General features: G+C 43.4%; 20 protein-coding genes. 15 read left to right on the top strand and 5 right to left on the bottom strand.

The window, feature by feature from the left end; translation table 11 throughout:
* The first annotated feature begins 23 nt into the window (after positions 1–23).
* From FHW88_RS20130 to FHW88_RS20100, 7 genes are all read left to right on the top strand, one after another.
* Positions 24–752, top strand: coding sequence for an esterase family protein (locus FHW88_RS20130; protein ID WP_176627656.1), 729 nt, complete (start codon positions 24–26; stop codon positions 750–752).
* Between the two features lie 19 nt (positions 753–771).
* Positions 772–1314, top strand: coding sequence for an O-acetyl-ADP-ribose deacetylase (locus FHW88_RS20125; RefSeq protein ID WP_218117242.1), 543 nt, complete (start codon positions 772–774; stop codon positions 1312–1314).
* Positions 1315–1443: 129 nt separating this feature from the next.
* Positions 1444–2013 carry a Crp/Fnr family transcriptional regulator gene (locus FHW88_RS20120; protein ID WP_090526461.1) on the top strand — a complete coding sequence of 190 codons (570 nt, stop codon included), beginning with the start codon at positions 1444–1446 and terminating at the stop codon, positions 2011–2013.
* A gap of 67 nt (positions 2014–2080) precedes the next feature.
* Positions 2081–3103 (top strand): alpha/beta hydrolase family protein, encoded by a 1023-nt coding sequence (locus FHW88_RS20115; RefSeq protein WP_176627655.1) that lies wholly within the window; start codon positions 2081–2083, stop codon positions 3101–3103.
* A gap of 106 nt (positions 3104–3209) precedes the next feature.
* Positions 3210–4607 carry a hypothetical protein gene (locus FHW88_RS20110; RefSeq protein ID WP_176627654.1) on the top strand — a complete coding sequence of 466 codons (1398 nt, stop codon included), beginning with the start codon at positions 3210–3212 and terminating at the stop codon, positions 4605–4607.
* Positions 4608–4920: 313 nt separating this feature from the next.
* Positions 4921–7338 (top strand): glycoside hydrolase family 3 N-terminal domain-containing protein, encoded by a 2418-nt coding sequence (locus FHW88_RS20105; RefSeq protein ID WP_176627653.1) that lies wholly within the window; start codon positions 4921–4923, stop codon positions 7336–7338.
* A 195-nt stretch (positions 7339–7533) separates the two neighbouring features.
* A complete protein-coding gene (locus FHW88_RS20100) occupies positions 7534–7974 on the top strand; it encodes a DUF695 domain-containing protein (protein WP_090526468.1) in 441 nt (146 codons plus the stop codon).
* A 20-nt stretch (positions 7975–7994) separates the two neighbouring features.
* Here the strand turns inward: FHW88_RS20100 and FHW88_RS20095 are convergent, their stop codons facing one another.
* Positions 7995–8828 (bottom strand): sterol desaturase family protein, encoded by an 834-nt coding sequence (locus FHW88_RS20095; RefSeq protein WP_090526469.1) that lies wholly within the window; start codon positions 8826–8828, stop codon positions 7995–7997.
* A gap of 190 nt (positions 8829–9018) precedes the next feature.
* On the opposite strand from FHW88_RS20095, the gene FHW88_RS20090 reads away from it, so the two are divergent.
* From FHW88_RS20090 to FHW88_RS20055, 8 genes are all read left to right on the top strand, one after another.
* A complete protein-coding gene (locus FHW88_RS20090; protein ID WP_090526471.1) occupies positions 9019–9744 on the top strand; it encodes a DUF2071 domain-containing protein in 726 nt (241 codons plus the stop codon).
* Between the two features lie 33 nt (positions 9745–9777).
* Entirely contained in the window at positions 9778–10641 is an 864-nt protein-coding gene (locus FHW88_RS20085; protein WP_176627652.1) for a helix-turn-helix domain-containing protein, read from the top strand.
* Between the two features lie 96 nt (positions 10642–10737).
* On the top strand, positions 10738–11277 hold the full coding sequence (locus tag FHW88_RS20080; protein ID WP_176627651.1) for a carboxymuconolactone decarboxylase family protein: 540 nt from the start codon (positions 10738–10740) through the stop codon (positions 11275–11277).
* 90 nt (positions 11278–11367) lie between these two features.
* A complete protein-coding gene (locus tag FHW88_RS20075; protein WP_176627650.1) occupies positions 11368–11985 on the top strand; it encodes a pyridoxamine 5'-phosphate oxidase family protein in 618 nt (205 codons plus the stop codon).
* 67 nt (positions 11986–12052) lie between these two features.
* On the top strand, positions 12053–12478 hold the full coding sequence (locus tag FHW88_RS20070) for a VOC family protein (protein ID WP_090526479.1): 426 nt from the start codon (positions 12053–12055) through the stop codon (positions 12476–12478).
* A gap of 91 nt (positions 12479–12569) precedes the next feature.
* Positions 12570–12824, top strand: coding sequence for a hypothetical protein (locus FHW88_RS20065; RefSeq protein ID WP_176627649.1), 255 nt, complete (start codon positions 12570–12572; stop codon positions 12822–12824).
* On the top strand, positions 12796–13017 hold the full coding sequence (locus FHW88_RS20060; RefSeq protein WP_176627648.1) for a hypothetical protein: 222 nt from the start codon (positions 12796–12798) through the stop codon (positions 13015–13017). Before FHW88_RS20065 ends, FHW88_RS20060 begins: the two co-directional genes overlap by 29 nt.
* A gap of 246 nt (positions 13018–13263) precedes the next feature.
* A complete protein-coding gene (locus FHW88_RS20055; protein ID WP_090526485.1) occupies positions 13264–14496 on the top strand; it encodes an ROK family protein in 1233 nt (410 codons plus the stop codon).
* A gap of 132 nt (positions 14497–14628) precedes the next feature.
* On the opposite strand, the gene FHW88_RS20050 is transcribed toward FHW88_RS20055, so the two are convergent.
* The 4 genes from FHW88_RS20050 to FHW88_RS20035 form a co-directional block, all read right to left on the bottom strand.
* Positions 14629–15480 carry a hydroxymethylglutaryl-CoA lyase gene (locus tag FHW88_RS20050; protein ID WP_176627647.1) on the bottom strand — a complete coding sequence of 284 codons (852 nt, stop codon included), beginning with the start codon at positions 15478–15480 and terminating at the stop codon, positions 14629–14631.
* A gap of 127 nt (positions 15481–15607) precedes the next feature.
* A complete protein-coding gene (locus FHW88_RS20045) occupies positions 15608–16921 on the bottom strand; it encodes an NAD(P)/FAD-dependent oxidoreductase (protein ID WP_176627646.1) in 1314 nt (437 codons plus the stop codon).
* Between the two features lie 245 nt (positions 16922–17166).
* Entirely contained in the window at positions 17167–20157 is a 2991-nt protein-coding gene (gene secDF / locus FHW88_RS20040; protein WP_176627645.1) for a protein translocase subunit SecDF, read from the bottom strand.
* Positions 20158–20273: 116 nt separating this feature from the next.
* Positions 20274–20756, bottom strand: coding sequence for a dihydrofolate reductase (locus FHW88_RS20035; RefSeq protein WP_176627644.1), 483 nt, complete (start codon positions 20754–20756; stop codon positions 20274–20276).
* Between the last annotated feature and the right edge of the window lie 91 nt (positions 20757–20847).

The raw sequence follows: 20847 nt of genomic DNA, 5'->3' as shown, positions 1-20847 counted from the left end.
GTCATCTTTCAGCGGTTTAAAAGATGAAAAGAGAGTACCACAAGTGGTTCAGTCCGTCGCTTCAGCGCAATATGGAATTGCTGGTTTTTGGCCATGCGGGCGCCTCTGTTCTATTTTTTCCCACCCGCACAGCCCGGTTTTATGATTATGAAGACTGGAAAGTAATTGAAGCCTTACGCAGTAAAATTGAGGCAGGTCACCTGCAGGTCTACTGTGTGGATAGCATCGACCGTGAAAGCTTTTATAATGAGTTCAGTCATCCCTACCATCGCATGGAAAGGCACCTTCAGTATGAGCAATACATTTTACAGGAGGTAGTGCCCTTAATGAAAACACTTAACGCCGCCGGTTCAATTATTTCGGCAGGTTGCAGCATGGGGGCCTATCATGCGGTTAACATAGCGTTTAAACATCCCTTGGTATTTGTGAAAGTAGTAGGTATGAGCGGGCGCTATGACATTACCCAGGCTATGGGCAATTTCCGCGACCTGTTAGATGGGTACCGCGATGAGAATGTGTATTTCAATATGCCTAACCAGTTTTTAAATAACCTGCATAGCCCCGAAATTATTGACCAGATCAAGCGTCTCCAAATTATCCTGGCCGTGGGCGAGGAGGATGCATTTTTGGAAGATAATAAATACCTAAGCACCGTATTGGCCAGCAAAGGCATCCAAAACAGCTTGTATATTTGGCACGAGGAAGCACACCGCGCCCGTTACTGGCGTAAAATGGTGCAACTTTATTTCTAAAAGCAAAACACTTTCCTGTTTGTTTATCTGCTATAATTTAAAATATTATGGCACTATTGAATTAGTACAGGGCGATATCACAAAAATTAAAGCTGATGCCATTGTAAACGCGGCAAACACCTCGCTCATGGGCGGCGGCGGTGTCGATGGCGCTATCCATCGCGCCGGCGGACCGGAGATTCTGGAAGATTGTCGTAAGATAGTAGCCCGGCAGGGCGGCTGCAAAACCGGGCAGGCTGTAATTACAACCGGCGGTAAGCTGCCGGCTAAATATGTGATCCACACAGTTGGCCCCGTTTACAATAGTGGTAAAAGAGGTGAGAATGAACTTTTGCAATCCGCTTATTTAAATAGTTTGAAGCTTGCTGCCCAAAATGATGTGCATACCGTAGCTTTTCCTAATATCAGTACCGGCATTTATCATTTTCCAAAGGACAGGGCTGCGGCAATCGCTGTTAAAACGGTTAAAGATTTTTTGTCAGATAACGAAGTAGTTGAGAAAGTCATATTTGTCTGCTTCGATAACGAAAATTACAGCTTGTATAATAAGCTGCTTACTTAGCAGCAGACTGTGCTTATCCCTTATATGTTGTAGACCCAGACTTACGAAGTTTCTAAAACTTCGTAAGTCTTCACAGGTTAAAATAATCTGGAATTTGTCAACCCAATGCTAAGTGCATAAATTGCAACTATGCATCCTGCTTTAAAACAACATCTTGAAGATAAATTAATCCTCTCGCCTGAACATGAGCGGCTGATTGCTAATTGTTTTAAAACCCGTTTTACCAAACGAAACGAGATACTGGTTGAAAAGGGGAGCATCGCAAAGCATTTATATTTTGTGGTAAAAGGATGCCTCCGCGTGTTTTTAACCGATGATGAGGGCAACGAATCAACCCGGTTCCTGATATTTGAAGGGCGCATGGGTACCGCATTTCCGAGTTTCATATTGAAAGAGCCCTCTGTTGCATCTATTCAAAGCCCCGAGCCATCAGAATTATTGGTATTGAGCTATGCAGATCGCGATTTGCTACTGAAGGAGATCCCCGGCTTTGAAACTATGTACCGTACGGGTCTTGAGCTTGATTATATCGCATCCATCCAGCGGATAGAAAGCCTTATCACTATGGATTCAAAAGCCCGTTATAATATCCTGATGCAAACCCAGCCCGAAATCATCAAAAGACTGCCCAATAAAATAGTTGCCGATTACCTTGGCATCTCTCAGGAAACCCTGAGCCGCCTTAAATCAAAAAAGTGATTTATTGACTATTGTCAATCTTTTTGACTCACTGAATGTGTTGCTTTGTGATATAAACGCTAACATTATGTGGAAACAAACCTTCACCATTATTATAATCTTGCTATCAGGCCATCTTGCGATTGCCCAAAACTTAGGCGAGCGTACCCTCAATTTTAAGGACGAAAGCCGTAATAACCGTCCGGTGGTAACCGAAATCTGGTATCCAACTGCCGATACATTGAAGCCTGCAGATAAGCATTTTTCGCCCTTTTTACGGCAACCGACGGTCCGTAATGGCAAGCTTCCCGCAAATAAACTGCCGCTTATCCTGCTCTCGCATGGCACAGGTGGCGGCCGGTTAACTTTGGAGTGGCTGGCCCAGGCCATCGCAAACAGCGGTTGTATAGTTGCTGCTGTCGATCATTATGGCAATACCTACGATCATAAAATTCCCCTTGAATTTGTTAAGCCATGGGAACGCCCGCTGGATATCAGTTTTGCTCTTACATCCTTATTGAATAACCCCGAGATCGGCCCCCTTATTAATCAGCAAAAAATAGGCGCAACCGGGTTTTCATTTGGCGGCTATACTATGATCGCCCTGGCCGGTGCAAAGCTCGATTTTGAACAGGCCCGCAACTATTACAAAACCACAGGCCGCAAAGAGCTGGAAATCCCCGAATTTCCGGGCTTGGTAAAATTACTGGACGATAGCTCCATGATCGCCGATTCCAAACATGTGCCCCCGCTAAAAGATAACCGGATCAAAGCATTCTTTTCCATATCGCCCGCATTAGGCTTTGGTTTCACTCGTAAAGAGCAGGTAGCTGATATTAAAGGCGCCTTGTATATTGTAGGCTCGCAAAGTGATAGCATAGCCCCGGTTAAAACCAATGCAAGGCATTATCATCAGCTCATTGGTAGATCAAAATATACAGAGTTGCCCGGTAAGGTTGGCCATTACGTAATGCTTGGTGAAGCCATTGACGCTGTAAAAAAAGAAGCTCCGATATATTTTACGGATGATCCTTCGGTTAACAGGCATGCCATTCACTTACAGGTGGACAGCTTGGCTGTCGGTTTTTTTAAGACGGCGTTAAAGTATTAGTCGGCCGGTAAAATTTAACAAAACCTTATCATTAGGTTAAAAACATTTTTATCGTGCAGGAGTTGATAGTTAAATCTGAATCGTAGAATTTTTTCCTGCCGATACTATGAAAGCTTTTGTGTTAGGTTTGCTTATCACACTTTTTGCCGGTGTTAATGCCGGTGCGCAACCAAAAAATGTAAGCGGCGTTTACGCCGGTATTGAAATAACCTTACCTGTTACTATGGGGGGAGGCATGGGCCGCAGTGATGTTGTTTTCCAGTTAAGGCCCGATGGTACTTTTAACGATTTGCTTGAAAAGCCCGATTGGAAAACACATGTTGCAGGTCGTTACCAGGTACAGGGCAATACGCTCAAATTGCAATACCTCAAAGGCTCCAAACAGGAGTATAAAATTGAATCTGACGGCGATATCGATGCGGGCTCTTTTAGTATCCTAAAGCTCAATACTGCCGACAGGGTGCCTGCCGGTTACTACCAATTTACCCACGCAAGTAGCATGGGAGGAGGGAATACCGGGCAGGTATTTGTTGGCACATCGGGCTCAAAAGGTCTTTATTTTGATGGGAAGGGTAATTTTAGCCAAAATAGCTCTTCAGCCACTATGGTATCGGGTGAAGGCATAGGCGGTGGCGGCGGTCGCAAAGACAGCGGGGCTGGTACCTATACAATTAAAGATGGAGTACTTACCCTAAATTACAATACAGGTAAAACCGAAACGCATAGTTTCTTTTGCCGTCCCGGTGAAAAGCCGGTAATGGCTGCCATAGACGGCAATATTTATTTTATGGAAGATAAAGCGCCTAAAAGCGCGTCATCTTCATCTAAAACAACATCCGGGTCTTCCGGCAATGCCAAAACAACTGCCGGAAACCAGGCAGCTGAAACCGGTGATAATGATGCTGCGGGTTTATTAAACAAGGCTGCCGAAGTACACGGCGGTGCAAAGCTCAATGCAATTAAAACCATGCAGATCTCTGCTACGATGACGGGCCTCGATTTTACCATTAAGATTGACCTGTCTGCTCATCGTGTCCGCTCTGAGATTCGCAAAGGTGGGAAGTTGTTGCAGGTTGAGCAAATGGAAGGTGATAATGGCTGGCAATGGCGTAACGGCGATAAAAAACCGCTTTCATCTTCCCGCATATCGCAATTGAAACAAGGTTTCCGTTCAGGAGCGTTATTATTCAGGAAAGAGAACCTCGACCATATTCAAAATGTTAAGGCACAGGAGGGTAAAAATAACGTGATGATAGTGAGCTATAGTTTTGACGGCGTAACCAGTTTTGCAGTGTTAGACGGTAAAAATCAGCTGGTTGGCGAAGGTACTAAAGTAGGTTCGGTAGTGCAGATATCGGCTTTTACCGGTTTTAAAACGGTTGATGGTATTGTTTTCCCTGCCGCCGAATTACAAACAGAGGGTGCGCAAAAAAGCAGCATTACATATAACGATTATAAAATAAATCCAGCCTTTACCGAAGCTGATTGGGCAGATGCCCGTTAAGATCATGCCATGGAGTTTTGATAATATATATTATCAAATAGCTGCAAACGCCAATTATATAATCCGCAATTGCAAACAAACCTTACATAATAGCTGCCGTTATCTCGCGGCCTTCCCGGCAGATGCCATAAATGATCAGCGTTAAAATTAGAAGGTACGCAAATGCCGAATTGGATTAGATTAGGGTTGTTACTATGCAAGTGGCGGGTTTAAACCTCATCACTCAAACGATATAGTTAAAATATACGGCCCCGGGCATGGCTGCACCCCACACAGGTTTATATATTTGAAGTTCCAACTCCAATACAACCTCATGAGAATTAAGTACTATCTGCCGCGGGTATTTGTGGCATCCGCTTTATCTATCAGCTTTAGCCTTGCAGCCTCGGCACAGCAAAAGAACATCTATCATAAAGGCTGGATAGATTTTAACAAGAACGGTAAAATGGATGTGTTCGAAGACCCGTCACAACCCATTGATAAGCGCGTGGCCGACCTGGTAAGCCAGATGACCGTTGAAGAGAAAACCTGCCAAATGGCTACCCTTTATGGTTATAAGCGTGTGTTAAAGGACGAAATGCCCGTCCCTAACTGGAAAAATGAAGTATGGAAAGATGGCATAGCCAATATTGATGAAGAACTGAATAATCTTACTTCGCATACTGATGATGCGCCTACACAATATTCATACCCGTTTAGTAAACATGCATCGGCCATTAATAACATTCAAAAATGGTTTGTTGAGGAAACCCGTTTAGGGATCCCGGTTGATTTCACCAATGAGGGGATTCACGGCCTTAACCATGACAGGGCCACGCCGTTGCCCGCGCCGATATCTATAGGCAGCACCTTTGATAAAGAACTGGTTTATGAGGCAGGTAGAACCGTTGGCCGCGAGGCTAAAGCTTTGGGCTATACCAATGTTTACGCCCCCATACTTGACCCCGCCCGCGACCAACGCTGGGGCCGTGTGGTTGAATGTTATGGTGAAGATCCCTTTCATATTGCCGAAATGGGCAAGCAGATGGTGTTGGGCATCCAGGAAGGCGGCGTAGCGTCAACCCTTAAGCACTTTGCTGTGTACAGCGTACCTAAAGGAGGCCGTGATGGCAGTGCCCGTACCGATCCGCATGTCGCTCCGCGCGAAATGCACCAGCTATATTTGTATCCCTTCCGCAGGGTGATCCAGGAGGCGCATCCAATGGGGGTAATGAGCAGTTATAATGATTGGGACGGCGTACCAATAACTGGCAGCTATTACTTCCTTACGCAGCTTTTACGTCAGCAATTTGGCTTTAATGGCTATGTGGTAAGCGATAGTGAGGCTGTTGAGTTTCTTTATTCAAAACATCATGTTGCTGCCGATTACAAAGAAGCTGTAAGGCAGGCTGTTGAGGCTGGCCTTAACGTGCGTACTAATTTCACTATGCCGCAAACCTTTATTATGCCTTTGCGCGAGCTGATCAAAGAAAACCGTATCTCCATGAAGATCATCGATACCCGCGTTGGCGAGGTATTAAAAGTGAAGTTCAGATTAGGTTTGTTTGATAGCCCTTATGTTAAAGACCCTAAAACTGCCGATAAAATAGTGCATACCGATGCGGATAAAGCCATGAGCCTGAAAATGAACCGCGAGTCGATGGTATTGCTAAAAAATGCAGGCAATCTGCTGCCGTTGGATAAAAAGAAATATCCTAATATCCTGGTAACTGGTCCGCTGGCTAAGGAAACTAACTATGCTGTGAGCAGGTATGGTCCATCGCACAACCCGGTTATTACCGCGTTTGACGGTGTTAAAAATTACGTAGGCAGCGATGCCAAAGTAAGCTATGTTAAAGGCTGCGATATGATTGATGCCACCTGGCCGGAGAGTGAGATTATTGAAACACCGCTAACCGCCCAGGAGCAGGCCGGTATTGATTCGGCAGTTGCACAGGCTAAACAATCGGATATTGTGATTGCTGTGGTAGGCGAGGATGTTGACCGTGTTGGCGAAAGTTTATCGCGTACGGGTTTAAACCTGCCGGGCAGGCAATTGAAGTTGATCCAGGCTTTGCAGGCTACCGGAAAACCTGTGGTAATGGTGATGATCAACGGGCAGCCGCTTACCATCAACTGGGAAAATAAATATGTGCCGGCCATTTTAGAGGCCTGGTTTCCGAGCGTACAAAGTGGGCAGGTGATTGCCGAAACCTTATTTGGCGATAATAATCCCGGTGGAAGATTGCCGATCACTTTCCCAAAAACAACAGGTCAACTGGAATATAATTTTCCTTTTAAACCATCGTCACAGGCAGAGCAGGGCGGACAGAACAGCTGGGGCAAAACCAGTGTGAAAGGAGCTTTGTACCCTTATGGTTACGGGTTAAGCTACACCACATTTGAGTACAGCAACCTGCAGATATCGCCCGAAAAAGGTAATTCTCAGGGACTTATACAGGTTAGCGTTGATGTAACCAACACCGGGCAGCGCAAAGGCGATGATGTGGTGCAGCTTTACCTTAAGGATGAGGTAAGCAGCGTTACTACTTACGAGTACGATCTGCGTGGCTTTGATCGCGTTACACTAAATCCCGGCGAGAAGAAAACAGTGCAGTTTACCTTGCACCCTGATGATTTGGCCCTGCTGGATAAAAATATGAACTGGACTGTTGAGCCGGGTAAATTTATGGTGATGATAGGCAGTTCATCTGTTGATATCAAATTGAAAAAAGAGTTTGAGATAGAATAAAAGAGATGTTTATGACTTACGAAGTTTACAAAGCTTCGTAAGTCTGGTATCTATTAAGCAGAAGGGATGCTTTTACAAATGATTTTTTTGAATAAGTATACCAGATTTGGTCAAGCGTGACTATCTTTATACTAAGTATAGTTTTGCTTTAATTTTATATAAACATCTCTGCTAAACCTTGTAAAAACATCCCTTATGATCTTAGATGATACCTGGGTATCGGTAGAAGCCGTATCCGACGATGATATTCCGTTGCTGGTCCGCTACAGACCCAATTTATCAAACTTTTTTGAAACCGGTGTTTACCTGCAGCGGATGGATGTAACCTGGAACTATGAATCATTTGATCCGTCATTGTTGCCCCCAACTGATGAAATGTTGCTGATGGAACAGGTAGAGGATGCTTTAGTCGATCTGCTTGAAGATGGTCATCAAAGCATACTGGCCTTTGTATTTACCGGCGAAAACGAACGCTGGTGGGCCTGGTATACCACAGATATTGAGGAAGCAGGCGACAGGTTAAACGATGCCTTATCCGAATTTGATGAACTCCCGATTAATATCACGGTTATTGACGACCCGGAATGGGAAGAATATTTTGGTGTAATGGAAGATTTTGGAGAGGATGGGAAATAAAGATTGCCCCCGGTTAACCGTTAATTCCGATGCCCGTTTGGCCGTTCCAACTTCTGAAATGGTATTTTGAGGATATTCAAAAACTTGCCGGTAGTTTCTTTATCCATATGGGTATCAATGCCGAAACGGGTGTTTTCCTGTTCAAGTTCGCCAAAGGTGCCAAAAAGCCTGTCCCAAATACTTAGTACATCGCCGTAATTACGGTCGGTATGTGGTAGTTGATAATGATGGTGTACATGGTGCAGGTTAGGAGTTATAAAAATCAGGCCAACAATTTTGTTAACACGTTGTGGTAACCTGAACTCGGTATGGGCCAGGATATTAAATAATGATTGAAAAGTTTGCCTCAATACCAAAACGCCAATTGCCGGGCCGCAAATAAATACCCAAAGCATTAAGCAACAGGTGCGTACACAGGTTTCGCCGGGATGTTCACGTACTGTGGTCGAAACGTCAACATGAAGATCGCTGTGATGCACGAGGTGAAATTTCCACAGCGGATCTATCTTGTGCATTACCACGTGATAAACGTATTCGCAAAGGTCAAGCAGCATAAAAAGGCTTATATAGTAAACCCATTTATTATGATGACCGGGTATGTAATTGATTAGCCCCCAATGATGTGCGTTGGTCCAGCCAACTATGAGTAAAACAATCGTGGTAAGTAATAGTTGGATAGGGAGGGCTGTGAAAATGAACAGCAGGTTGGTTTTATTGTGCTGCCAGCGTTTTTTTACCGAAATCATACCAGAAGCAACGCAGACTTCCATCAGCCACAGTGAGCAGATAATAAAAGCATATAAAGCAACTTGCACAGCATCCTGATGCCGGTCGAGGAATTGGGTAATAGTCATTCTTAAATTAGTAGGGTAATCGCCTTTGATATTAGAAGGCAATTAGAATGCAATATCTTTTTTTTGAATGAATGTTTGATGAAGTATGTTAAGCGGTTGTTAATGTACTGTGAATGGAAGAGGAGCACATTTGACAGTATAATTTGTCCTGGGTTATCCGAACGCTGAAAAATCATTATAAATTTATCATATGAAGATTCCGAAAATTACCGGCATAATTGACAGGCGCATATTGGTGAACTTTACCGCGGATGCGGACATAGCAAAAAAAATAGTGCCACCGCCCTTTACTCCCAAGCTTGTTAACAGCAAAGCTATAGCAGGGATCTGTTTGATCAGGCTTAAGCACGTTCGCCCTAAAGGTATGCCTGCTTTTTTAGGCGTAGGTTCGGAAAATGGCGCACATCGAATAGCCGTACAATGGGAGGAAAACGGGGAATTGAAAGAAGGAGTTTATATACCTCGACGGGATACCTCGTCCTTATTTAATACGATTGCAGGTGGCAGGGTATTCCCCGGTAGACATCACCAGGCCAAATTTGACGTTAATGAGCACGACGACCAATATCACGTGGCTTTCACCAGTTCGGACGGAACGGTGATTAGTGTGGATGCAAAAGTTGCTGATGAACTCAATCCGGATTCGATATTCGGGACGCTTGATGTAGCTTCTGATTTCTTTAAGGCCGGGGCAACGGGATATTCACCCAATGGCAATAAGTATGAAGGGTTAGTGTTATATACCGATAACTGGAAAGTACAGGCGCTCGAAGTGAGTGCTGTTAAATCAAGCTTTTTTGAAGATGAAAGCATTTTTCCGAAGGGTTCAGTAACGTTTGACAATGCGTTACTTATGACCAATGTTCAGCACGATTGGTCATCCGGCTGCGATAAACCGATGGTGGTGAGCGCTTAATTATTACTTTTAAATATCTTTGCGCTTACGCAAATGAAATTATCAGCTACAGAACAATCCACGGGCGGCGATCTGCTGCTGCTTATCAATGAAAAACATTTCGACAGGATGTTTTTTACCCGCGATCGTCAGCATAAATACCTTACCATAGCCTGGAACCGTGGCGAAAAGCAAACTGTAACCATCGATGAGGTGGATTATGATTTTCTGCCCAACACCATTCTGCCCCTAATGGTTAACCAATCTTTCCGTTTTGAGCGGCCTGAAGATATAGTAGCCTGGCAGTTTAACCGCGATTTTTATTGCATTGTTGATCATGACGAAGAAGTAAGCTGCGTGGGCTTCCTGTTTTATGGTAGCTCCGACCAGGTTTTTGTTACCCTTGACGAAGCCATGCAGTTTAAACTGCAACGCTTGCTTGATATTTTCATTGAAGAATTTGAAACAGCAGATAATATCCAGATAGATATGCTCCGGATGCTGCTGAAGCGTCTTATTATTATTGTAACCCGCCTGGCAAAGGCTCACAGTGCTCACAAAGCGGCAATTGCCGATGAAAAGTTTGGTACTATCCGCAAGTTTAACTTAATGGTGGAGAATAATTACCGTGAACACCATACTGTGGCCTATTATGCACAGCAATTAAATAAATCACCCAAAACGCTTTCCAATCTTTTTGCCTTGTATAACCATAAATCGCCCTTACAGGTGATACAGGAGCGTTTGATTATTGAGGCAAAGCGCCTGTTGTATTATACCGATAAATCGGCTAAGGAAATTACTTATGAACTGGGCTTCGATGATGCGGCTTATTTCAGCAATTTCTTCAAAAAACACACCTCGTTTTCACCAACCGATTTCAGAAATAATAAGGTTTTAGTTGCCGAAGGGAAATAATTACAAGTACCCGGGAAATTTGCCCATTCCGCAGGGCTGCTAAAGTTGCCACCTTTGTATTGTTAATTCAAAACAACAAAAATTAACATCACAAAAATGAAAACTTTCGCAATTCCAACAAGAGAACAAGTAACTCCAGAAAATCAGGCTATATTTGATACATTAAGAAAAGTAGTAGGCCGCGTACCAAACCTGTTTGCAGTTTTTGCAACTTCAGATCATGCGCTTGCTAATTATATAACACTTTCAAACGGTAAAACATCATTACGTGCCAAAGAAAAAGAAGCCGTAAACCTTATCGTGAGCCAGGTAAATGACTGTGCTTACTGTTCTGCCGCTCACACCGCCATCGCTAAAATGAATGGCTTTAACGATGATCAGATCCTTGAAATCCGTGGCGGTTCAGCTTCATTCGACCCGAAAATTGATGCTTTGGTTAAAGTAGCTAAATCAATTACCGAAAATAAAGGCCATGCCGATCATCAACTGGTTGAAAACTTTTACGCTGCCGGTTATACACAAGCTAACCTGATTGACGTAGCCGTAGCAGTGGGCGATAAAACAATTACTAACTATGTATACGCCTTGACCCAGGTGCCGGTTGACTGGCCTGCTATTCCTGAACTGGTTAAATAATATCCCTGATTTATAATTATAGTTTACACCCTTATGCCCGCCCTGCACTGCAGGGTGGGCATAAGTATTTATCTTTAAATTGTTTACATCATGAACTTTGCACGTTTTGCTTTTACCGATGGTGTTAAAAAGCTGCAGCAAAAATATGGCAGCCGTAGTAGTTATGCCCGCATGGAAAGCCTCATGGCTGATAAAGATGGCATTACCGAACCTGAACAAATGTTTATTGAAAGCCGCGACAGTTTTTATATGGCCAGTATAGGCGAAAACGGCTATCCATATATTCAACACAGGGGAGGCCCTGCCGGTTTTATCAAAGTTATAGATAACCATACTATTGGAGTGGTTGATTTCAGGGGGAACAAGCAATATATTTCGGTTGGTAACGTGATGACCCATCCGCAGGTATCTTTATTTTTGATGGATTATCCGCATAAAACAAGGCTCAAGATCTATGCTGATGCCCGTATTGTTGAACTTGCCGACAATCCCGAATTATTTGACCTGATTGATCCCGCTGAGTACAAACATACACCTGAAAGAATGCTCGTTTTCGATGTAAAAGCATTCGACTGGAATTGTCCGCAGCATATTACACCGCGCTACACCGTTGAGGAAATTAAGGAAGCCTTCGCACCGCAAAATGAATATGTGCTTAAACTGGAGTATGAAATAGCTAAGCTAAAAAAGCAACTGGAAGAAAAATAAGCGGCTTTGATAAATAGACCGCAATAGTTTACCTTTAATTAATGCTGATAACAGCAGGCGTAAACTAATGAACATAATTCAACAAATAATCCCCATGCTTGCCTATGAAGATGGTATTGCGGCCATGAACTGGTTGTGCGATGTTTTTGGTTTTACTGAAAATATGCGGATGACGGATGCGGCTGATCACCTTGCTCATGGGGAGCTCAAAATGGGCGAAAGCCTGGTTATGCTGGCTGAGCCTACGTCCCATTATCAAAGCCCGGCACATCATGCCCAGAATTGTGATATCGCTGCTAAATGGAGCGCTGTACCTTATATTATCAATGGAGTTTTGGTGTATGTAGACGATGTTGAACAGCATTACAGAACTGCTAAAAGTAAAGGCGCAACGATATTAAGTGAATTGGAATATGGCTTTCCCGGCACCCGCTATCGTGCTGCCGACCTGGAGGGGCAGCGCTGGATGTTTATGCAAATTAAAAGAGATTAAACCACCTTATGACTACGCTGTTCCATTTATTGTTTGTTGTAATTAAATCATCCATTCTTGGGTTGCTTTATACCCCGGTAGTCTGGTTTTTATGGGTGCTGTTTTTAAAAGCACAAAAAAGTATACCGGCTTTAAATGGTTCAGCGTATTTGCAGTTTATAAAATTGTCAGTATATCGCTGATCGTGTTTTCCTTTACCTATTATGGCAATCATGGCCTCGGCGATGAATCCCGGATTCCTTTGGGGCATGGAGAAGCTATGGAGGAGAGCGACCAGTTTGCTTATTTTGTGCCTAAAGGGAAAAGTGAACAAATCCATGTGGATACTTATTTTAAAAGGCGATAACCTTTGCATGTCGGTTGATTCGGGATATAAAGTTTATAACTTAAGAACTAAAGGTGTTGTTAATTTCAGTGATGAGCCAATGTATAACGCTTTTGCTGTTTCATACGGTTTACCATTATCGCGGCATTTAAAAGATTTCAGATCGCAATATGATGAATACTGGAGCGGATGGCGGTTTTGGCTGCTGCCATAGTAAATTATTGGGTTCAAATAGCCGTGATAGCAAGTTTTAATCAAAACTTTCGCATATTTTATATCGTACACCAATATAATAGATATTTTTGTGCGTTGTAGGCAAAAGGCACATTAATGGTGTCCATGTACATACAACAGGTTTACTGTAATATTTACAGTTGTACTTATTAACTTTATTTTTAATTTTATAAAATTCAGAACACTAAGGTGTTGCCTGTTATAAACCAAACTATAATAATTGTTGATGGAACTTACGAATAAAGGGGTAAAAGGCAGCCAGTTAAAAAATATGATCATTAAAAGGCTTTATTTTAATAAGGCCATGTCGTGTGCCGGATTAAGTGAGTTATTTGATAAAAGTATCCCGTCTATAGCCAAAGCTATAAACGAGTTAATGCACGAGGGTTTTGTGGTTGAACAGGGGTATGCCCCTTCAAGCGGCGGCCGTCGCCCGTTAATGTATTCGGTAAAGTCAAGCGCTATGCACATTTTAGCTATCGCGCTCGATCAGCTCACCGCCCGTATCCAGATGTTTGATCTGCTGAATAATCCGGTTGCCGATATGCTTACCTTTGAGCTTAAACTACTCAATAACCCCGAGGCGTTGCCCACGCTGGTTGAGCAGATTAACAACTACATAGCAAACAGTGGGATCCCTAAAGATAAGATTGCCGGAATAGGCATCGGTATGCCCGGCTTCATCAATATCACCGAAGGTATCAATTATACCTACCTTGATGCCGGCGGACAAAGCTTAACTGCCTACCTTACTTCCAAAACAGGCATCGCCACTTATATCGATAATGATTCAAGTCTGATAGCCCTCGCCGAACAAAAATTTGGTATTGCCAAATCACAGCAGGAAGTTATGGTAATAAACCTGGGCTGGGGTATTGGCCTGGGGATGATCGTAAATGGAAAACTGTTCCGCGGCCACAACGGTTTTGCGGGCGAGCTAAGCCATATCCCGCTATCGGAAGATGGTTCCCTTTGCGAATGTGGTAAACGCGGCTGCCTGGAAGCCGAAGCATCATTATTGGTAGTTGCTCAAAAAGCCATAGCAGGTATCAAAAAAGGCCGTGTAACCAGCTTAAAATATAATGAGGAAGATCACTCCAAACTAATGGGAGATGCCCTGATAGAGGCTGCCAATAACGGTGACCAGTTTGCTATCGAACTGTTATCCGACGCCGGTTATAAAATAGGGAAAGCCCTGGCCATCCTTATCCACATCATGAACCCCGCCATCATTGTATTAAGTGGTCGCGGAGCTAAAGTTGCCAAGATACTGATGGCCCCGATACAACAAGCCCTTCACAAGTACTGTATCCCGCGTCTGGCAGGCGGTACCGAACTATTGGTATCTGAACTTGGGTTTGATGCTGAGTTAATTGGTGCGGCTGTATTGGTAATGGAAAACTTTGACAGGGTGGTGAAAAGCAAAGCTGCAAAAGCGGCTAAAAGCGCGGCAGCGTAAAAAATATCCGGTTACCGTCATTGCGAGGCACGAAGCAATCGCGAACTATACAGAGGTACTTGCACAGTTACTCTGCTAATTGGGGATTGCTTCGTACCTTATAATGACGTATTGGGGGGATGATCTTTATTTTCATCCAAACACTTTCTCCGAAAATTCCATCGCCTCCTGGAATTTATCCATATTAAGCCCTGTGGGCTCATTTTGTATTTTAAGGTAGCCTATCAGGTTTTCGGTAGCAATGTTGCCTGTGAGGTCGTCTTTGGCCATTGGGCAGCCTCCGTATCCTTTTAATGCAGTATCAAAACGCTTGCAGCCGCTTTCATAGGCTGCTGTTATCTTAGGTTGCCAGGTATCTGGTGTGGAATGAAGATGGATGCCAAACTCAACGTTGGGGAATAACCGACAAAGATTAGGATAAATACTGCCAATCTGTGCCGCATCTGCGATGCCTATAGTATCGGCAAGGGCAATGTCCTTTATTCCCTCGGTTGTCATTTTTTCAGCCCATTGTTCAACAATGCCGGTATTCCATTCATCGCCATAGGGATTACCAAAACCCATAGAGAGGTATACCAATAACTGTTTGCCGTTTTTACCACACAATTCATTCATGCGCTGCACATTTTCAAAGGCTTGCGTTATAGTGGTATTGGTATTTCTAAGCTGAAATGTTTCGGATATGGAAAATGGATAACCAAGGTAAGTGATCTCTTCATGTTTAGCCGCGTCTTCTGCCCCGCGATAGTTGGCTATAATAGCTAATAGCTTTGACCGAGTATTACTCAGATCGAGTTTCTTTAATACCTCCGCCGTGTCCTGTAACTGGGGGATAGCCTTGGGCGATACAAAGCTGCCAAAATCTATCGTATCAAAACCCACCTGTAAAAGCAGGTTAACGTATTCGGCCTTTATATCGGTAGGAATAAAATCATGAATGCCCTGCATGGCATCGCGGGGGCATTCGGTTATTTTGATGCTCATTTTTGGAAATCGTAGGTTTTAAGTCTTAAGTCAAAAGTCATCAATTTAGTTTACAAAACGCTAAACTTCCAACTTAAAACTTTTGATTTAAGCCTTAAAACCCGAGACTTTAGATTCAGGACTTAAGCTAATCAACTGTATTCGGCAAATGCTGATCCTCAGTTAAGCCTTCGCGCTCAAATTTGCGGATAATAAGCCTTGTACCGCCATTATAGGTTACATAGCTCGATACCCAGTTAATGAATACAATCACCTTATTACGGCCGCCTAAAAGCGATATCAGGTGCACAAACATCCATACAAGCCATGCAAAAAATCCCTGGAATTTTACTTTGCCCAAATCGGCCACCGCCTTATTGCGGCCAATAGTTGCCAATGAGCCTTTATCGTTATACTTAAACGGTGAGGTTTGTTCGCCGTTAATGATATGAATGATATTTTTAGCCACGTGCTGGCCCATTTGTATGGCTACCTGCGCTACGCCGGGGTGTCCCTTAGGGGTTTCATCGGTGATCATGGCTGCAACGTCGCCAATTGCAAATACATTGTTAAAGCCGGCAACGCGGCCAACGCTATCCACTTTTATTCTATTTCCACGTTCAATAACCTCTTTATCAAAGCCATCGGGCACAACACCCATAACCCCGGCACTCCAGATCACGTTTTTGGTGCGGATGGTTTTACCGCCTTCAAATTTTATTTCCTCGCCGTCGTAGCTTTCCACCTTTACGCCGGTTAGCACTTCAACGCCCATATTAGTCAGGAAGGTGCGGGCCGCGTTGGATGCCTGGTCGGAGAAGGGGCCAAGTACTTTCGGTAAAAAATCGACCAGGTACACCTTCATGTCCTCCTTTTTGAGTTCAGGGTAGTCTTTAGTCAAAACGTGATTACGAAGCTCGGCCAGTGAGCCTGCAAGCTCAACACCCGTTGGGCCAGCGCCTACCAGTACAAAAGTAAGGTAGGGATCGCGCTCGGCCTTACCTACTTTAAGCAGGGCTTCTTCAATGTTCTGCAAAATAGAGTACCGGAGGTTCAACGCCTCAGGGATCGACTTCATCGGCATGGAATAATGCTCGATATCTTTATTGCCGAAAAAGTTAGTAGTTGAGCCGGTAGCAATCACGAGGTAATCGTAAGCTATATTGCCTATAGTGGTTTCGAGTATGTTATTTTCCGCATCCACCCTGGTTACCTCGGCTATCCTGAATCTGAAGTTCTTTTGACTGGCAAAATTCTTCCGCAGGGAAAAAGCTATCGACTCCGACTCGAGGCTGCCCATGGCCACCTGGTACAACAGGGGCTGAAATGTATGGTAGTTGTGCTTATCCAGCATCAAAACATCTACGGGTTTGTCCTTTAGTTGTTTTGCTACCTGCAGACCGCCAAAGCCGCCGCCTACGATCACTACAAGTGGAAATTTTGAATTATTTGATGTGTTCATTTGTGCAGGGTATCTGTTAAAAAACTTTTTAAGGGCAACGTAATGCGCTTTTGGGAATATAGCGCAATCTCCGTGCCGCCAATAACATTTATATGAAATACGGTGTAAGTATAGTTCATTGTACGCGATATGCAACACCATCTGTCGGTGATATTATGGCTTTTTCTAATGAGCAGTATTGCATTGTACATCAACAAAAAAGGCCCCAAATTACTTTGGAGCCTTTCAATAATTTATTCTTTTCCTTATTTCAGGTCTTTCTTTCCAAAGTCAACGATCACCGGTGTTGCCACACAGATCGACGAATATGTACCGAAAAGAACACCGATCAATAACGCAAATGAGAAGCCTTTGATCACGTCGCCACCAAAGATGAACAATACTAACAATACGAATACCACGGTTAATGCTGTGATAATGGTACGGCTTAAGGTACTGTTAATGGCTCTGTTGATAACCTCTTCTGGTTTTTCGTTTTTGTTAGAGTGATCAAGGAATTCACGGATCCTGTCAAATACTACCACGGTATCGTTAATTGAATAACCGATAACCGTTAATATAGCCGCAATAAACGCCTGGTCAATATCCAGTGAAAATGGAAGGAAGCCATTGAATAATGAGAAGAACGACAATACCAATAAGGCATCGTGAGCAGTCGCGATCATGGCACCCAAGCTGAACTGCCATTTGCGGAAACGGATCAGGATGTAAGCCGAGATTACAAATATGGCGAATAGTACGGTGTAAATAGCTGATGTTTTTAACTCATCGGCAATAGTAGCACTTACTTTTGAACCACCTAAAATGTTGCTGTCGGTAATTTTAGTTTCAGCTTTAGCAGCTAATGTGCTAACAAGGGTTGCCCTTACCTTGGCATCGGCAGCTGTTGAGTTATCATTGAACAGATAGTTGGTAGTGATACTGAATTTATCGGTACCCATGGTTTTAACCTCGGTACTGCGACCTAAAGTGGCGTCGATAGCATCGTGGATCTGCTCGGTAGTAACGTTTTTGTTAGGGAAGCTAACAATGTAGTTACGGCCGCCTTCAAAATCCACACCGTAGGTAAAGCCGCGGGTGAAGATAGATATCAAACCTGCTGCAATGAATAAGCCTGAGAAAATGTAGAACTTGCCGCGGTTTTTTACGAACGCGAAGTTTGCATTTTTAAAGGTATGTGAGCTCCAAGGGTTAGAGAATTTGATATCCATGCCTTTGTCAAGCATCCACTCAAATATAACCCTTGAGATCAGCAATGAACAGAACAATGAAGTTGCGATACCGATCATCAATGTAGTTGCAAAGCCCTGGATAGGACCTGAACCAAATACAAACAGGATTAAGCCGGTAAGGAAGGTACTGATCTGTGAATCGAGGATTGAAGGCAAAGCGTGTTTAAAACCGTCGGAAACTGCAACCCTTAATGATTTGCCAAGGCCAAGCTCTTCACGCACACGTTCATAAACCAGTACGTTGGCATCTACCGCGATACCGAGGGTTAATACGATACCTGCAACACCTGGCACAGTTAATACCGCGCCTAAACTGGTCAGTACACCCATCAGGAAGAAGATATTGATGATTACTGCAACAACTGCTACAGTACCGGCACGATTGTAGTATGCGATCATGAAGATCAATACCACAACTAAGCCTAAGACACTTGAAGTAATGCCTGCAGAGATAGCCTGCTCGCCTAATGACGGACCTACAATTGACTCAGATACGATGTGGGCAGGAGCCGGTAAACGGCCTGCTTTTAATACGTTGGCTAAGTCGCGCGTATCATCAATGGTAAAGTTGCCAGAGATTGATGATACACCGCCCGAAATTTCGTTTTGTACGGTAGGAGCAGAGTATACGTTATCATCTAAAACGATGGCGATAGCTTTTTTGTTGGTGCCTGATGATGCTTCGGCCGTAACGGCACGCCATTTTTGAGCACCTTCTGAGTTCATGATCATCACAACTTCAGGGCTGCCTTTTTGGTCGTTATCGGCACGGGCATCGTTAATTACGTCGCCTGATAATACCGGGCCATTTTCGGCACCTGTAAGTTTGATAGCGTATAACGCGAAAGTTTTGGTGTTTTTAATAGGTTTTACTTCCCACAAAAATTTGATGTTCCGTGGAATAACCGCTAAAACATCGGCACTGTGCAGGTATGAATTTACTTTAGCAGTATCCTGAAGTGGAGCATAACCAACAACAGGGCCCTGGCCTAATTGCTGCTGGCCGTTTGCACCCTGGCCAACGTTTAATGACATTACTGCAAACAACGGGTGTTGTGCAGCTAATTTTGTTTTGCTTAATGAAGCAGCCGAAGTATCGTTTTTAGCAGCATTCTTTTGAACTTTGCTTAACAATGAACCTCCTTTAGCTGTATCAGCTTTTCCGGCTGCAAGTTTAGCAGTGGTATCAGCTTTCACTGATTTACCTGTGTCCGCTTTGGCGGTTTTGCTTTTTGCAGCAAGCAGGTTGTCAATGTTGATCAGGTATTGATATGCCTCAGCATTATCAAAAGTTTCGTAAAACTCCAGCTTCGCAGAACCCGAAAGCAATTTGCGAACACGCTCTGGCTCTTTAACACCCGGCAATTCAACTAAAATCCTGTTCGAGCCTTGTTGCAACTGGATGTTTGGCTGGGTTACACCAAACTGGTTGATACGGGTGTTCAAAACAGTAAATGATTGTTTAACCGCAGTTGAAGCCAAATCCTCAAGATAAGTTTTAACCTCGCTGTTTGAAGCGTTGAACTTCAGGTGGTCCTGGTTATCTTTTGTTGAAAAGATAGCGGCAAGTTTACCATTGGGGTTTAGCTTTTCGTACTCGCTTACAAATAAAGCGATGTAATCTTTTTGGTTGGTTTGAGCATTGGCCTGCAATTTGTCGGCGTTAGCCAAAGCCTGGTTAAAAGTAGCATCAGGATTGTTGTTGGCAATTTTCCTAACCAGCTCATCAAGCTGGATCTGCATAGTAACGTTCATGCCACCCTTAAGGTCAAGGCCTAATGCAATTTCCCTTTGCAATACATAAGCGTAATCATGTTTTAATAGCGGATAAACCGGTTGATTGGAAATAGAATCCAAATAAGCTTTTTCTTTCTCAGGATCTCCCTTTGAGTATACTTTGGCATCCTCCCTAACCTTATGGGCCACCCACGTAAATGATAGCTGGTATAAGCACACCACTGCCAGTAGTATGGCGAAAAATTTAATAACCCCTTTGCCTTGCATCGAATTTGTAATATGTAATAAATTAGTTTATAAGCTTTTTTTCAATAAGGCAGCAAATCTAATAAAATTTCGTAAGCACAAAATTTTAAATTAAAACAAAATCATGACAAAAAATGTTAGCGCCGCACAAGTGTGATAAAAGAATATTTATACTTGTTTTTTTCGTCGGGTTCAAAATCTTCACGATCTTTTTCCTGCCATTCATCAGGATTTAATTCCGGGAAGAAGGTATCGCCTTCAAAATCCTGGTCAATAATGGTGAGATATATGCGATCAGTTAACGGAATTGACTGTCGGTAGATCTCGGCCCCCCCAACAATAAAAACTTCATCCTCGGCCTTGCAAAGCTCAATGGCCGCTTCAATGGATGGTACTACCTCGCAACCTTCAATACTGATGGCCTGCCGGGTAATAACAATGTTGCGGCGTTTGGGCAAGGGCTTACCAACCGAATCAAAAGTTTTACGGCCCATGATCACGGTATGCCCGGTAGTAACATCTTTAAAATGCTTCAGATCATTAGGCAAATACCAGAGTAATTTATTGTCTTTACCGATAGCGTGGTTTTTTGCTATGGCTACGATGATGGATAAAATCATTTTATTTGGTCATTAAGTCATTGGGTCATTTGCTTCGTGTCATTTTGCTTTGCATCATTTTACTTCGCGTCATTGAGTCATTTTTTGACTT

The sequence above is a fragment of the Mucilaginibacter sp. SG538B genome (assembly GCF_013376065.1).
Lineage (GTDB): Bacteria > Bacteroidota > Bacteroidia > Sphingobacteriales > Sphingobacteriaceae > Mucilaginibacter > Mucilaginibacter rubeus.
This window is presented reverse-complemented; position numbering and strand designations above follow the sequence as displayed.